The sequence below is a fragment of the Paenibacillus sp. FSL H8-0122 genome (assembly GCF_038005345.1).
In the GTDB taxonomy this organism is placed as follows: Bacteria; Bacillota; Bacilli; order Paenibacillales; family Paenibacillaceae; genus Paenibacillus_AQ.
Window position 1 is genome coordinate 1,387,214 of record NZ_JBBOTB010000001.1, and the last position, 14,856, is coordinate 1,402,069.

General features: G+C 54.9%; 12 protein-coding genes. 10 read left to right on the forward strand and 2 right to left on the reverse strand.

The annotated features are described in order from the left end of the window. Window positions 1-96: 96 nt before the first annotated feature. Complete coding sequence (locus NSS64_RS06025) at window positions 97-606, forward strand: hypothetical protein (RefSeq protein WP_341139542.1); 510 nt, start codon at window positions 97-99, stop codon at window positions 604-606. 204 nt (window positions 607-810) lie between these two features. Beyond that, window positions 811-2,247 (forward strand): amino acid permease, encoded by a 1,437-nt coding sequence (locus NSS64_RS06030; RefSeq protein WP_341139543.1) that lies wholly within the window; start codon window positions 811-813, stop codon window positions 2,245-2,247. Here the strand turns inward: NSS64_RS06030 and NSS64_RS06035 are convergent. Then, the gene (locus NSS64_RS06035) at window positions 2,244-2,855 is read right to left on the reverse strand and encodes a LysE family transporter (protein WP_341139544.1); all 612 of its coding nucleotides are present in this window, start codon (window positions 2,853-2,855) and stop codon (window positions 2,244-2,246) included. The genes NSS64_RS06030 and NSS64_RS06035 overlap by 4 nt on opposite strands. A gap of 175 nt (window positions 2,856-3,030) precedes the next feature. Here NSS64_RS06035 and NSS64_RS06040 point away from each other — a divergent pair, with 175 nt between their 5' ends. The 6 genes from NSS64_RS06040 (at window position 3,031) to NSS64_RS06065 (ending at window position 12,592) form a co-directional block, all read left to right on the forward strand. Further along, window positions 3,031-3,480, forward strand: a complete 450-nt coding sequence (locus NSS64_RS06040; protein WP_341139545.1) for a CBO0543 family protein — start codon at window positions 3,031-3,033, stop codon at window positions 3,478-3,480. Between the two features lie 96 nt (window positions 3,481-3,576). Further along, window positions 3,577-4,857: an MFS transporter gene (locus NSS64_RS06045; RefSeq protein ID WP_341139546.1), complete on the forward strand. Its 1,281-nt coding sequence runs from the start codon at window positions 3,577-3,579 to the stop codon at window positions 4,855-4,857. Window positions 4,858-5,044: 187 nt separating this feature from the next. Then, window positions 5,045-7,237 carry a collagen-like protein gene (locus tag NSS64_RS32715; RefSeq protein ID WP_445667776.1) on the forward strand — a complete coding sequence of 731 codons (2,193 nt, stop codon included), beginning with the start codon at window positions 5,045-5,047 and terminating at the stop codon, window positions 7,235-7,237. A gap of 48 nt (window positions 7,238-7,285) precedes the next feature. Beyond that, window positions 7,286-9,460, forward strand: a complete 2,175-nt coding sequence (locus tag NSS64_RS06055; RefSeq protein WP_341139547.1) for a collagen-like protein — start codon at window positions 7,286-7,288, stop codon at window positions 9,458-9,460. Between the two features lie 21 nt (window positions 9,461-9,481). Further along, complete coding sequence (locus NSS64_RS06060) at window positions 9,482-11,665, forward strand: BclA C-terminal domain-containing protein (protein ID WP_341139548.1); 2,184 nt, start codon at window positions 9,482-9,484, stop codon at window positions 11,663-11,665. Between the two features lie 270 nt (window positions 11,666-11,935). After that, window positions 11,936-12,592 carry a class I SAM-dependent methyltransferase gene (locus NSS64_RS06065; RefSeq protein ID WP_341139549.1) on the forward strand — a complete coding sequence of 219 codons (657 nt, stop codon included), beginning with the start codon at window positions 11,936-11,938 and terminating at the stop codon, window positions 12,590-12,592. A 1-nt stretch (window position 12,593) separates the two neighbouring features. Here NSS64_RS06065 and NSS64_RS06070 read toward each other — a convergent pair whose 3' ends face one another. Further along, entirely contained in the window at window positions 12,594-13,619 is a 1,026-nt protein-coding gene (locus NSS64_RS06070) for an alpha/beta fold hydrolase (RefSeq protein ID WP_341139550.1), read from the reverse strand. 235 nt (window positions 13,620-13,854) lie between these two features. On the opposite strand from NSS64_RS06070, the gene NSS64_RS06075 reads away from it, so the two are divergent. Further along, entirely contained in the window at window positions 13,855-14,001 is a 147-nt protein-coding gene (locus NSS64_RS06075; RefSeq protein ID WP_341139551.1) for a lmo0937 family membrane protein, read from the forward strand. 192 nt (window positions 14,002-14,193) lie between these two features. Continuing rightward, window positions 14,194-14,751 carry a 5' nucleotidase, NT5C type gene (locus NSS64_RS06080; RefSeq protein WP_340993765.1) on the forward strand — a complete coding sequence of 186 codons (558 nt, stop codon included), beginning with the start codon at window positions 14,194-14,196 and terminating at the stop codon, window positions 14,749-14,751. Window positions 14,752-14,856 lie beyond the last annotated feature (105 nt).

The following is a 14,856-nucleotide window of genomic DNA, read 5'->3' on the forward strand; positions in this document are numbered from 1 at the left end:
CAGACTGCAATGAAGAACAAGACCACACAGTCCGCGCCGAGGCGGGCTTTGTGGTCTTTTAGGCTGGAGCAATGATGGGCTTATGATGAGTGTTGGATGCAGACGCTTGTTATTCTTGAATTGCAGAGGCGGCCCGCCGTTTCTGACAACCCGCTTGAAGGAGATTATTACAATGAAAAAATTATGGATTGCTTCCACCCTTATGGCATCCTTGGCGGTCACTTCTACAGCAGCCTTCGCCACTATCTCAAAGATAAAGGAACGAAATGGGTAGAGGTGTCAAGAGACAAGAACGGGAAGGCTGTAAGCGGAAAATATGTGAAGCTGTCTGCTGAGGAAGCCTTGCGTGTAGACGCCTGGAAATCCTTCGCTGAGCGGCAAGCCGAATTTGCCCGGGCGGGATGGAAGAATGAAGGCGTTCTGGACGCCAAGGACGGCACCAAGCTAGTGAAGCTGTCGGGCAAGGATATGCTCGAAGACGACCGTCAGCCGGAAGGCAGCACAGTGGTTATTCATGAATATGCACAGCTCAATCAGGAGCTGGGCCTGCCGGTGAAGCTGGAAGCTTACACGGAATTCAACGGGAAGCAAGAGAAGCGTTATTAGATGACGTATGAGCATAAATACGTGAAGGATCAAGAGATATTCAATACATCAGGCATCCCTATGAAGGCGTATACCCAGCTACAGTGGGTTCATGGCGCTGAGACGGAATGATCCTCATCAAATAAAATTCATGTTTCCCGTCCCGCAGGGAATTCTAGAACTGGAGAGTTATCTACCATTCTGAAAGCGGTGAGGACGGAATTCATGAAGCAAACCTCCGGTAAGACTGAAGAAGACAAAAAGTTAAAGTGGTGGCAGCTGAGCTTACTCGGTATTGCGGGGACGATTGGAACCGGGTATTTCCTCGGCTCGGGGCTGGCAATCACAATCGGCGGACCGGCGGTGCTGCTGGTATATCTGTTAGCTGCGGCGGGGACTTATGTTGTATTCGATGCCCTGGCCCGGATGACGGCGGAGCAGCCTGAACAAGGCTCCTTCCGCTCCTATGCGAAGCAAGCGTTCGGGAATTGGGCCGGCTTCGGCAGCGGCTGGCTGTATTGGTTCTCGGAGCTGCTGATTATGGGCAGCCAGCTCACCGCATTATCCATATTCTCGCGCTTTTGGTTCCCGGCCATACCCATGTGGGTGTTCGCGGCCGGGTTCGCGGCGGTTGGCCTGGGGATTGTATTCTTCGGGAATAAAGGCTTCGACCGGGTGGAGAATGTGCTGGCTGTCATCAAGATGGCAGCCATTCTGATGTTCTTGGTGATCGCGGCGGCGCTGCTGGCAGGTTGGATTGGCGGCGGTAAGTACACCCCGAAGCTGCCGCAGGGCTATAAGGGGTTCTTTCCGGCGGGAGGTATCGGGCTTTGGTCCGCGTTTATCTTTGCCTTCTATGCCTATGGGGGCATTGAGGTGCTGGGGATTATGTCTTACAGGCTCAAGAATCCTGAGGATGCCCCGAAGGCAGGGAAGGTGATGCTGGTGGGACTGGCGTCCGTGTATATCCTGTCTATTGGACTTGCGGTAATTATGGTGCCGCTGAGCGCTTTTAATCCCAAGGAGAGTCCATTTGTGCTTGCTCTGCGCAGCGACCATCTGGCCTTCGTGCCGCATCTGTTCAACGGCGTGCTGATCATTGCCGGCTTCTCTACCATGACCGCATCGCTGTATGCAATCACCTCGATGATGATCACACTGGCGCAGGAGGGGGATGCGCCTAAGATGTTCTCGAAGAAATGGAAGGAGAAGTACCCGTTCTTCGCGCTGTGCCTGATTGCCGCCGGTCTGAGCGGTGCCATTATGATGTCCTTGTGGCTGCCGGGAAAGGTGTATGAATACATCACCACCGCTGCCGGATTGATGATCCTCTATAACTGGGCCTTCATTCTGCTCTCCTCGGGCAGGCTGCTGAAGCCAAGTACGCTGGGCGCAGTGAAGCGCTGGAGCGGTCTGGTGCTGATTATGGCTGCTGTAACAGGCACACTGTTCCACGCGCTCAGCCGCCCGGGCTTCTATATCAGCCTGCTGATCGTGGCGCTGATCGCGCTGGGGGACTGGATCGTTCAGCATGTCCGCAAGCAGCGGGATGCTCCGGTTAAGGAATCCGGGCCGGAGGAGCAGGCTGACGGTTATCCTTCGCTGCCCGGGGGACCCGCGTTCAGGATTACAGGCATCCGGCTGCGGAAGAACAAGGTCTAATGGAAGAAGAGCAGCCGGGCAGCCTGAACGCCGAAATAGAAGCCGAAGCCGACCAGAGACAGACCGGATAATACGGAGATGGCCCGCAATACCCGGGGAGTCAGGAATTTGCGGAAGATACTGGAGGCTGCGGCCATGGTCACATCCCAGAGCAGAATGCCGAGCACGATGGCGCCGCTGTAGATCAATAGCTGCTGCACCGGGTATTCGCTGGCTGCCTTGGCCAGGATCGAGCCGTAGATGCCCAGCCAGAACAGGATGGAGAGCGGATTGAACAGGGACATGAGGAATCCCGACACAAATGATCTGGACAGGGGGGCTTCGCTCTTCCTCATCTCGGCTGCCGACAGCTCTCCCGAATATTTGATGCTCTCCACGCCGCTGTAGACCAGGACGAAGAACCCGAACAGCCAGAGGAATGCCTTGATGAACGGGGCATCCAGCAGATGAATCATGCCGAAATATACCAGCAGCATGTAGATGATATCGGCGCTGACCGCACCGAGGCCGACTGCCCAGGAATGCATGAAGCCTCCGCGCAATCCTTTGTCGAGCTGGGCCGCATTGACGGGGCCGATCGGTGCCGACAGGGACAAACCCAGAACCATGTAACCTATAAATATGTTAATGTTGTCCACCTCCTTGATATAGCTAGCTTATTCAGCCAATGTCAGGATTAGGACAACCGGCAAAGAGGCCCGCGGATGACCGCCAACACGCATAAGGGACAATTCATTAAGCCATAATAGGCAGATGTGAAATCAGATGGAGGAATGGAATAAAATGCTGATTAACGTAATCATCGGATGGATTATTCCTTGGTGTATTGCCGGTTATTTTCTCAGACAAGACAGCTCAGTTATCCTGCTCATCGCACCTATTGCAAGTGTAATCGCCTTTGTGTTCGATGAGGTCGGATACCATATGAAGTGGTGGAGCATTACCCCGGCCGGCTCGGGAATTCTATCCTTTCTTCCCTATAATCTGGGGATATTTCCGGTGGTCTCCTGTCTGCTTATCTATACGGTAAGGAGGTCTTCCCTGAATTCGCTGCTGCTTCTCCTGCTGTTTACGTTCTGCAAAACTATGTTTGAGTTCTGCCTGGTGCTAAGCGGGAAAGTAAGCTATGCTCACGGCTGGAATCTGGGCTGGACGTTTGTATCTTATTTACTGGCCTGTTCGTTATGCTACCTCTGGTATCTGATGGTTAAGGGCAGGTCCCTCTTCAACTGATGTTGGCTGCGCAGCAGCATTTTGGTTTAAGGGTATAAATACAGTCGTTAGACCGAGAATAAACAGGATGCGAAACTAATTGAAGGTGGTTCGATGATGAAAGGGTCTAAAGGGGTATTAATTGCACTGTCTTCCATCCCGTTGATTATGACACTCGGCAACTCCATGCTGTTGCCGATTCTGCCGCAGATTTCCAAGGAGCTGCGGATCAGTGCTTTTCAAGTCAGTATGATCATCACGGTCTATGGCCTGATCGCCATTCTGATGATTCCCATAGCTGGGTATTTATCGGACCGCTATGGGCGCAAAAAAGTGATTCTGCCCAGTCTGATTCTGGCAGCTCTGGGCGGAGCGGTGTGTGTAGCAGCCGCCTGGTTCTCCAACGGAACCAGCGCGTATTGGATCATCCTTGGAGGACGTTTCATCCAGGGGATTGGTGCAGCGGGCGCCTTTCCCATTGTCATTCCGTTCGTAGGCGATCTGTTCAAGGATGAGAAAGAGGTCAGCAAGGGACTTGGAATCATTGAGACCTCGAATACGTTCGGCAAAGTATTAAGCCCGATTCTGGGTGCTTATCTGGGGACCTTGCTGTGGTATGCCCCCTTCATTGCGATTCCGGTGCTGTGCCTCATTTCCTGCGCGCTGGTTATCTTTCTCGTGCATAAACCGAAGACCGAGGACAAGGCAGACCCCAAAAGTCTGAAGCAATTCCTGACCGGCATCATAGAAACGCTGCATGAGCGGGGCCGCTGGCTGTACGCTATCTTCGCGATTGGCGGAATCTGCATGTTTGCAACCTTCGGGGTGTTATTCTACTTATCCGAGATATTAGAATCGAAGTATAATCTGCATGGAGCCTACAAAGGCTTTGTCCTGGCTATTCCGCTGGCGCTGCTGTGTCTGGCGTCTTACGGAAGCGGCAAGGTCATCGGCAAGAACAAGCCTTTGATGAAATGGATCGGTTTCGGCGGTATGGTTGTAGTTACGGCTGCGATGGTGATTACCGCTTTAAGCGACAATATCTATTTCATGGTAGGTTTCTTAAGCTTAAGCGGGATTGGAATTGGCGTGGTCCTGCCTTGTATGGATGCGCTGATTACGGAAGGGATCGAGAAAGAAAACCGGGGGACCATTACCTCCTTATATAGCAGCATGCGGTTCATCGGAGTAGCGCTGGGGCCGCCGGTAGTGTCCCTGCTGATGAACCGGGGACACTGGACCCTGTTTGGTACCATGGCGGGTGTAGGAGCCGTCGGCGGGCTGCTGTCCTTCTTCGCGGTGACGCCAAGCAAGGAGGATTCCGAAGGCGGAGGTCGGCCGGTTCAGCGCGAGTATAAGATGAAGAAAGGGAATCCATTGCGCCAGCGTGTACGGTAGGCGGTATGGTGAAGCTCAACTCAACCCGCACAAGCAAGGCCCGCGAATGATCGCGGGCCTTCTTTATCTTTCTATCATAAAAGCAGGGTCAATTAGCTGATTTGTACACCCGACAGGGCATCTACTACACGCACTTTGAGATGGATATCAATAAGATAGAATAACTCTAGCATAAGGAGGGAATATATTGTCCAATCCCAATATTCCTAACATCACGCCGACGATTACCTTATCAAGGGATGATGTTATCAATTTGCTATTCTCCTCCATTGCCATGGAAGAGCTTGGACTCGCTCATATCATTAATGCTGAAGGCGAGAAAATCCAGTTCGCTCTGGGTACGCTTCCGGGAATCAGCGGTCCCCCTGCCACCCTTGCACAGGTGCTGGAGGTCAATAGCAGCACTCAAGCTATGCTGGACACCATCTTCCGTCAAGAAATGATGCTCGATTCCAGGCTCAAGACCGCTTCGAACATACCTGTAGTAAGCGGACCTATTGGACCTTCAGGGCCCAGAGGAGAACCCGGTGGTGTTCTCAGTATCAACGGACAGGAGGGGGATGTGATTCTGACTGCAGAAGATGGCATCTTCCCGATCAACAACGTTGAGGCGCCGACCGGTATTCTAGGGAATTACATTGAACCCGGTGTCTACAGCTCAGGTAGCGCCGCCGGGATCGAGGGTCCGCTGGACGGTCCGATGGTGGACCATCCGCCAGTATGGACGATTTATGTATCTCATGTAGGTGATTATGTTCAGCAGCTCTATATTTCCAATCCGGCTATATACTACCGCAGCAGCCAGAATGCTGGCTTACACTGGACTCCGTGGGTACCCATTGGTGAGCGAGGACCTACCGGTCCAACCGGCGCAGATGTAACGGGTAGGGCGGGGGGGACCGGCCCGATTGGGGTTACCGGTTCTAAGGGAGCGACCGGCCTTACAGGTTCGACAGGTGTGAGGGGTGCAACGGGGCTTACAGGTTCGACCGGAGTGACCGGTGCAACGGGTCTGACGGGTGCAACGGGGCCGACGGGTGCGACAGGTGTGAAGGGTCGGGCGGGTGCAACGGGTCTAACCGGTTGGGCGGGAGCGACTGGTCCAACGGGTGCGACCGGCCCGACGGGAGTGACCGGCCCGACGGGTGCGACTGGCCCGGTCGGCCAGACCGGTTCTACGGGCGCGACCGGCCTGACAGGGCCAACAGGACCGACCGGAGCCACGGGCGCGACGGGAGTGACCGGCCCGACGGGAGTGACAGGCGCCACTGGTCCGACGGGAGTCACCGGCCTAACAGGTGCTAAGGGTCCGACGGGAGCGAGGGGCCTGACTGGCCCGAGGGGAGCCACCGGGCCAACCGGTTCACCGGGGACCACTGGTCCGACAGGTCGGGCAGGAATGACAGGCCCGACAGGTCGGGCCGGAGCCACGGGTATGACTGGTCAGGCTGGGGTGACTGGTCCTAAGGGTCTAACCGGAGCCACCGGTCCGACAGGGTTGAGAGGCCCGACTGGCGTGAGCCTGAGAGGCGTGAGGGGTCCGACAGGGGTGATAGGTCCAACCGGTGTAACCGGCCTGGCAGGAGTCACCGGCCGGGCAGGAGTGACTGGCCGGGCAGGGGGCACTGGCGGGGCGGGTGTGATGGGCCAAGCGGGTGCAATTGGTGCGACAGGAGTAACCGGCCCGACGGGAGCCACGGGCCTTACCGGTCCCACTGGTCCAACAGGTGCTACCGGCCCTATCGGTGTAACCGGCCCTACGGGGGTGATCATCGGCCCGACCGGCCTGGCAGGCGCCACTGGCTCAACCGGAGCCACCGGCCCGACCGGGATCACAGGCCCGACGGGAGACGCAGGTAACACTGGAGCCACCGGTATAATCGGTGCCACTGGCTTCAGAGGTCATAACGGTCCAACCGGTGCAACGGGCCATATCGGCTTGACTGGCCCTGCATTAAGGCCTATCCCTGCTTATTGTAACGTTACCTTGAATAAAGCGGTTAATACATTCGTTGCTATCGGGGGGAGTACTCCATTTAATACCGTTAATGTAATTTCATCCAATGTTCATTTTAACGGGAGTAACACGATTACAGTGGACTTGGCGGGGATTTACCGCATTACCTTTCTGGCGGTTCTAAATGAGGATCACGGAGCCAAGAAGGAGATGACGGTTGCAGTTAATGGAACCCCTATTCCAACTGGTGAATTTCATCAACAGATTACTACAGGATATTTTCAGATGTTCGGCGAGTTTGTTGTTCAGCTTGCTGCAAATTCTCAACTTACGTTGAAAAATACAGGAACAGCCCAATTAGTAGTGGGAGGAAGTAATGTCAACCGGACAGGTGCATTTCTAAATATAATCAGGATCGCATGAATAAAGGGATATTTCCGTATGCGATTTCGAATGTAAGGGGGCATTAACATGTCGAATCCTAATCTTCCCAATATCACACCAACTATCGCATTGTCGCGGGACGATGTATTGAACCTGTTGTTCTCATCCATTGCGATGGAAGAGCTGGGGCTTGCTCATATCATCAACGCTGAAGGTGAGAAAATTCAGTTTGCCCTCGGGACTCTTCCGGGAGCCACACCTGCGACGCTTGAACAAGTATTGGATGTCAACAGCAGTAGTCAGGCGATGCTTGATACAATCTTCCACCAGGAAATCATACTTGATTCCAAGCTGAGAACGGCCGCGGGCGTTCCCTCCCTGGTTGGACCTACAGGTCCAGCAGGACCTACTGGGGCGGCGAGTGGTGTCCTAAGTGTAAATGGTCAGACCGGCGATATCATTCTGAGCGCAGAGAGCGGGGTTCTCCCATTCAATTATGAGCCATCGGGCAATCGTCTGACGCAATACAATCAGCCGGGCGTGTATAGTTCAGATAATCCCGCAGGCCCTCCACCGCTGGACAGTCCGCCAGTGGAGCACCCATCCATATGGACTGTTTATGTATCCCGGGTCGGTAACTTTGTGCAGCAGCTCTATATATCTAACCCGCATTTGTACTACCGCAACAGTCAGGATTCGGGGATTACCTGGTCGCTATGGATAGAAATTAACGAAAGAGGCCCGACGGGTCCAACGGGTACAGGGGCTACAGGACCTAGAGGAGTGAGCGGGAACTCAGGTATCACAGGTCCGGGTGGCGCTATAGGACTCACCGGAGCGCCGGGACCTACGGGTCCAAGGGGGCCAACGGGCGTTAGCGGCCCGGCAGGTATGACGGGGCCAAGGGGTGTAACCGGTCCGGGCGGCGCTAGTGGACTTACCGGAGCGCAGGGATCCACTGGTCCAACGGGTTCAACGGGTGTACGCGGCCGGGCAGGTGTTAGCGGTCCGGCAGGTGTGACGGGGCTGAGAGGTGAAACGGGCCGGGCAGGTGTTAGGGGGCTTACAGGTCCGACGGGCCGGGCAGGCTTGAGCGGACCGACAGGTGTGACAGGCCCTACGGGTGTGAAGGGACTGAAGGGTGTAAGCGGCCGGGCAGGTGTTCCGGGCCAGACTGGTCTGACGGGCCGGTCAGGTGTGACGGGCCGGACAGGTGTAACCGGTCTAACTGGAGTGAGCGGGCGGGCAGGCGTCAGTGGCTTGGCAGGTGTAACTGGCATGACGGGTATAACCGGAGTGGCGGGTATAACGGGTCCAACGGGTATAACCGGAGTGACGGGTATAACCGGCCCGACCGGTGTGACCGGCATGAGCGGCCCAACGGGAGTGACAGGCCCAACGGGAGTCACTGGCCCAACAGGTGCTGCCGGTAGGGCCGGTGTCACCGGCCCGACTGGAGTGAAGGGTCGGGCGGGCGTAACCGGAATAGCGGGTGTTACCGGCACAACTGGCGTGACGGGTCCAACTGGAGTAACCGGTCCGACCGGCGTGACCGGTCCCACTGGCGTGGCAGGCCCGACCGGTGGGACGGGCTGGGCAGGGATAACGGGCCCGACGGGAGTAATCGGTCCGACCGGCGTGACCGGTCCTGCTGGCGTGACGGGTCCGACCGGTGTGACGGGCCGGGCGGGTGTGACGGGGCCAACCGGTGTGAAGGGTCCGACGGGCGTTAGGGGTGCGACAGGTGCAAGGGGGCCAACAGGTGTAACAGGCCCAACCGGTCCGACAGGTCTGAGGGGTCCAAACGGTCACACTGGTTCAACTGGTGCACAGGGAGTAGGCTTCGCTCCCTCTTATAGGTACATTTCTACAACTGCCGGTAATGTTCCCATAAATCCTAATGATAATGTTGTATTCAACGTTCTTGGTGCAGGGACGTCTGATATCGCATTCGATGGTCAATCCACAGTAACGGTTAATACAGCAGGCGATTATTTAGTTGCCTTTCAATTAACGATAGCGAATCAGTCAATTCCACTCAAAAGATGGACGGTTTCGGTCAATGCTACTCCTATTCCCAACGGTGAATTTCACAGATATTTCAGCACCGGCGATAATTATCAGATAGGAGGAGAATATCTTATCCGATTAAATGCTGGTGATAAGCTTACTTTAACGAATACCGCGACTACAGTGCAAAGGATATCAGGGGCTAATGTTGGTGAAGACAATGGTTTCCTGAGTGTAATCAGAATTGGTTGAGAACCTAAAGGAGGCCTTACCATGTCCAATCCCAATATACCCAATATTACTCCGGCCCTCTCCTTGTCGCGGGCCGATGTATTGAATTTGTTGTTCTCATCGATCGCAATGGAGGAGTTGGGTCTGGCACATATCATCAATGCCGAAGGAGAGAAAATTCAGTTCGCTCTGGGCACGCTTCCCGGTTCAACTCCTGCTACATTGGCAGAGGTGCTTCAGATTAACGGCAATGTACAAGCTATTCTTGACACCCTTTTCCGTCAGGAGATTATGCTGGATTCGAAGATGCGTACCGCAGCCGGTATTCCAACGATCCTTGGTCCCACGGGGCCCACGGGACCAACAGGCTTCGCCGGAAGTGTATTCAGTGTCAATGGTCAGACCGGCGAGGTCATTCTGGATGCAGACAACCGGGTCTTCCCCCTCCATGAAGAGCCGTCGGACAATCGTCTGGCGCGGTATAATCAGCCGGGTGTCTACAGTTCAGATAGTCCCACGGGTCCCCCTCCGCCGGATGGGCCACAGGTGGAGCACCCGTCGGTATGGACCGTTTATGTGTCTCGTGTAGACAATTATGTCCAGCAGCTGTATATTTCCAACCCTGCGCTGTATTACCGCAGCAGTCAGGACGGTGGTTCAACGTATCCTGGGGGATGGGTTCCGATCGGCGAACAAGGGGTGACAGGGCCTGTTGGGATTGGGGCCACCGGGGAGAAGGGGGTGAGGGGTCCAACAGGAGCGGCCGGTCCAATTGGGCTAACCGGTCCAGCGGGTGTAACAGGAGCAACGGGTGTGACCGGCCGGGCAGGTGTAACGGGACCCACAGGGATAACCGGTACCAAAGGTGCAACCGGCCGAGCGGGTGTAACCGGTCCGACCGGTGTAACGGGTCCCACGGGTGTAAGGGGACTCACGGGTGTCAAGGGGCCGACAGGTGTGACGGGACCAACGGGGATGACCGGCCAGGCGGGGCTAAAAGGTCCAACGGGTGTGACGGGCCGGGCAGGTGTGACAGGACCCACAGGACTGACGGGACCAACGGGTATGACGGGACCCACCGGTGTAACCGGCTGGGCAGGCATGACGGGGCCGACCGGTGTGACGGGACCCACAGGTGTGACCGGCCCGACCGGTGTGACGGGTCCGACGGGTGTGACAGGACCCACCGGTGTAACGGGCCCGACCGGTGTGACCGGCCCGACTGGTGTGACGGGGGCTACCGGTGTGACGGGGGCTACCGGTATGACAGGGGCTACCGGTGTGACGGGGGCTACCGGTGTGACGGGATCGACCGGTGTGACGGGATCGACCGGTGTGACGGGCCCGACCGGTGTAACAGGGCCCACCGGTGTAACCGGCCCAACCGGTGTGACGGGCCCGACCGGTGTAACGGGCCCGACTGGTGTGACGGGCCCGACCGGTGTAACGGGCCCGACTGGTGTGACGGGGGCTACCGGTGTGACGGGGGCTACCGGTGTGACGGGGGCTACCGGTGTGACGGGTCCAACGGGTGTGACAGGTGCTAGAGGTCTGACGGGTGCTACAGGGATGACAGGTGCTACAGGGGTGACGGGGCCAACCGGTGTAACCGGCCCAACGGGACTCACTGGTCCCACTGGCCCCACTGGCCCCACTGGTGTAACCGGTCCAACGGGTGCCACCGGCCCGACAGGTACGAGGGGACCCACAGGTGTAGTGGGACCTACAGGTGCTCGAGGTTTGACAGGAGTGACAGGCGTAACCGGCCCAATCGGCAAGCCGGGTGTAACCGGATTTGGTTTTCCTTCCTCTTATCGTTATGTCATTTCGAATCAAAGAAATGTTACTGTTGCTAATAGAGGTAAGGTTATATTTAATCTTCCTGGCATTGGAACATCGGATATTACTGTAACAGATGCCAATACTTCGCTTACGGTCGCTACAGCGGGAACTTACCGGATTGCTTTTCAGGTCACCACAGCAGTTTCTATACTAATAATAGCGTGGGCTGTCGCCGTAAATGGAACGGTTATTCCTGGGGGTGAGTTCTACACACAAGTACCTAGTGGTAGTAACGCTTATCAAATTGGCGGGGAATATATTCGAAATCTTGCAGCAGGAAGCGTCCTTTCTGTTGTCAATACTTCTAACGCAACCCTAACTATATCTAATCGTAATGGGAGAGCTGGAACCAGTGCCTTTCTTAGCGTTATTAGATTAGCCTAGCATTCTTCCATAACGGATAACTGAGCTGAATCGATTATTGAAGTGTAATTCTGCAGCAAGTAATTCAGGATACGGATGCAGATATATGCTGTTCTGTGAACTTATTATGGATTATTGTGGATTCCGCGTATTGAAATAGGGGGAAGACAGGCGGTACAAACTGCAAGCTCATCTAAGAATGAGCATGGGTTTGTACCGCTTTTTTGCAACCAAATCCACTGGGTCCGAATACATTAACTTAGATCAAGGATTTCATCAGGAGGCGTATATATGAACGTATGGAATAGCAGAAGACCCGTGTTTGAGACGGATGAGCGGGGGACGCATCTGAATACCGCCTGGGAAGGACACCGCCGGTTCGCTTATGATTTGGTCCTTCATTTGATGCCTGGCAAGATCGTAGAATTGGGGACCTATTACGGAGCATCTCACTTCGCCTTCTGTCAGGCGGTTAAGGATCATGGGCTTGCAACGGAGTGTTATGCAGTCGATACATGGGTAGGCGACAAGCATTCGGGGCTCTATGATGAATCTATTTATCAGTCGGTACAATCTTCGTCAAGCACCTATTACCCTGGAATCTCCCACTTGCTGCGCATGACCTTCGATGAGGCATTGCATGTATTTCCGGATTCAAGCATCAACCTGCTGCATATTGACGGCCTTCACACCTATGAGGCGGTTAAGCATGATTATGAGTACTGGTTGCCGAAGCTGGCGGATCATGGAGTTATTCTGTTCCATGATATTGCGGCTATGCAAGACGACTTCGGCGTGCACCACTTATGGAGAGAGCTGCAGATGCAGTACTATGCGGTACAATTCGAGCATAGCTATGGACTTGGCATTCTGATGCCCAAGGGCTGTTCCCCGGTAACCTTGTCTATGCATGCCAACTGGAATGTAATCAAGCCGATGTACCCATGAGTTACTTCTCTTCCAGTACACTCAGAATGGTCTGGATGACCAGCTCAGGCTGGTCGTGAATGACCATATGGCCGCTCTTCTCGGCGACAATAAGCTCACTATTGGAAGAGAGCTTCAGCATGTTACGCTGGCCCTCCTGCCAGATGGCTTCGAGCCTGCGGCCGCCTTCCCCGGAGATCCCGAAGGAGGCGTAGTCCTGAGGCTGGCCACGGGCGATCACCTTCACCGGGAGTGCGCCGAAGTGCTGTCCACGGATCGCATCCTCGGTAGAACTGGCCAGTGCTGCTTCCTGCTCCTTGGCAGCAAAATAGGCAGGCGTGGAAATAACGTTAATGAACTGTGCCCGGTCCTGCTCCGCAATCAGGCCCGCGAGGAGCTGGTCCTGGAACAGGCGGAGCGCCCCGGAGCGCTTGAGCAGGCTCAGCAGGGAAGCGCTGGGGTTACCGGCCACATTCTCTGCCTCCAGAATCGGCTTTGTCTCCCGGTCATCGTTCTCAGGTCTTGCATCAATCAGTACAAGCCCGGTTACTTCCTTCGGGTACGTCTGTGTGAACAGCCGGGCGTACATGCCCCCGAGGGAGTGGCCGACCATCAGGTACGGGCCGGGAAGACCCGCATTCTTCAGCGCGGTATGCAGCTCACGCACAATGTTGGCTCCGGAGCGTTCCGTATCCGCCTGTTCGCTCCAGGCATATCCTGCCCGGTCGTAAGTGACAACGGTAGCTGCTTCGGCTAACTGTTCAGGAATATCCCTCCATGACAGGCTGGTCTCGCCGCTGCCTGCTTCCAGAATAATAGTCGGGGCTCCTGCTCCTAACTGGCGAATGTGGAGGTTATAGCCTCCGGCATCCACCAGTTGACCTGGTGCAGGATAGTTTTTGCGGGCAGAGCTGGAGGAAAGGGCTTCATATAGGAACCCAGATCCTATGAGAAATAGGACGGTAGATACAAGGATCAACAGAAATTTGAGCAGTCTGCTCCGCAGTTTCGGGGCAGGAGTCTTCGGGTGACTGGAAGAGTTAGTCATGATGGCTGGTACGTCTCCTTTTTACAATACAATTGTATTATTTAAAAACAGTATACCAGTACGCTCCGTAATTAAGCAATGTCTTAAAACCTGGGAGAGTAGCTGTCTCCACAGCCGGATCTGACGGTCTCATATGAAGTGAGCAGCTCCCATAACTGCCGGACAGCCGTTTAAATCCCGCTCCACAAGGGTAAAGTAAGAACAAATAAATCCGGAAGAGAAAGGCGGTAAGCTTATGCTGTGGGGATTAATTGGACTGGTAGTGGTGGTATGGCTGTTCGGCCTTATCTTTGATTTCATGGGCAATATGATCCATCTTCTGCTGTTTGTCGCAGCGGTATTGTTCGTGATTAACTTGTTCAAGGGACGGTCGCGGAGATAACGGGAAATGAGTGGATAGCCGAAGCTGAATGCTCACACAATACGCACAGTGGCTGCAGATAGGCAGCAAAGCACGTGTCCCTGAAGGCGGGCATGTGCTTTTTTATGTTCAGTCTGGTGCATGTCTGGACACCCATTCCCCGGTTGCCTATAATAAATGAAAATAAATGAAAATGTACTTGGAGGAGAATCAATGCATAAACCGATCATCGCCGTCGATATGGACGATACGATCTGCCATCTCGTCAAACGTGCGATATACCACAACAACATTGAATTTCCTACACATCCGCTTCGCTACGAAGATATGATGGATTGGAACACAGATCATCTGCGCCACCCGGACAGCACCATGGATCTGTTCTTCGGCAGACCCGGCCTGTACGAGGAGCTGGAGCTGTTCGACGAATATGTGGTGGAAGAGATGGAGAAGCTGCACAATGCCTATGATGTTATTATTGTGACGGCCGCTGTCCCGAAGACGGTGCTGGAGAAATGGAACTGGCTGCAAAAGCATATGCCGTATATCCCGGCCGACAATTTCTTCACCTGCAAGCGGAAGCATCTCATCGGCTACGACCTGCTGATTGATGACGGTCCGCATAACCTGCTGCCTGCGGTACAGGCAGGGAAGAAGGTGCTCTGTATCCCGCATCCGTGGAACCTTAGGGCACGTGAGCAGTACTCTTTTCCGCTGATGACTTCCTGGAAGGGTGCATCGGCGCGGGTAGATGAGATTTTGCAGGCGTAGGGTGACCCGGAACTTGAATAACTGCTTGAAGATGAGCCTCGCTTGTGCGGGCTTATTCTGCTATGTATGGGAGACATTCGCCGTCTGTTCTGCCATAAATCCGCT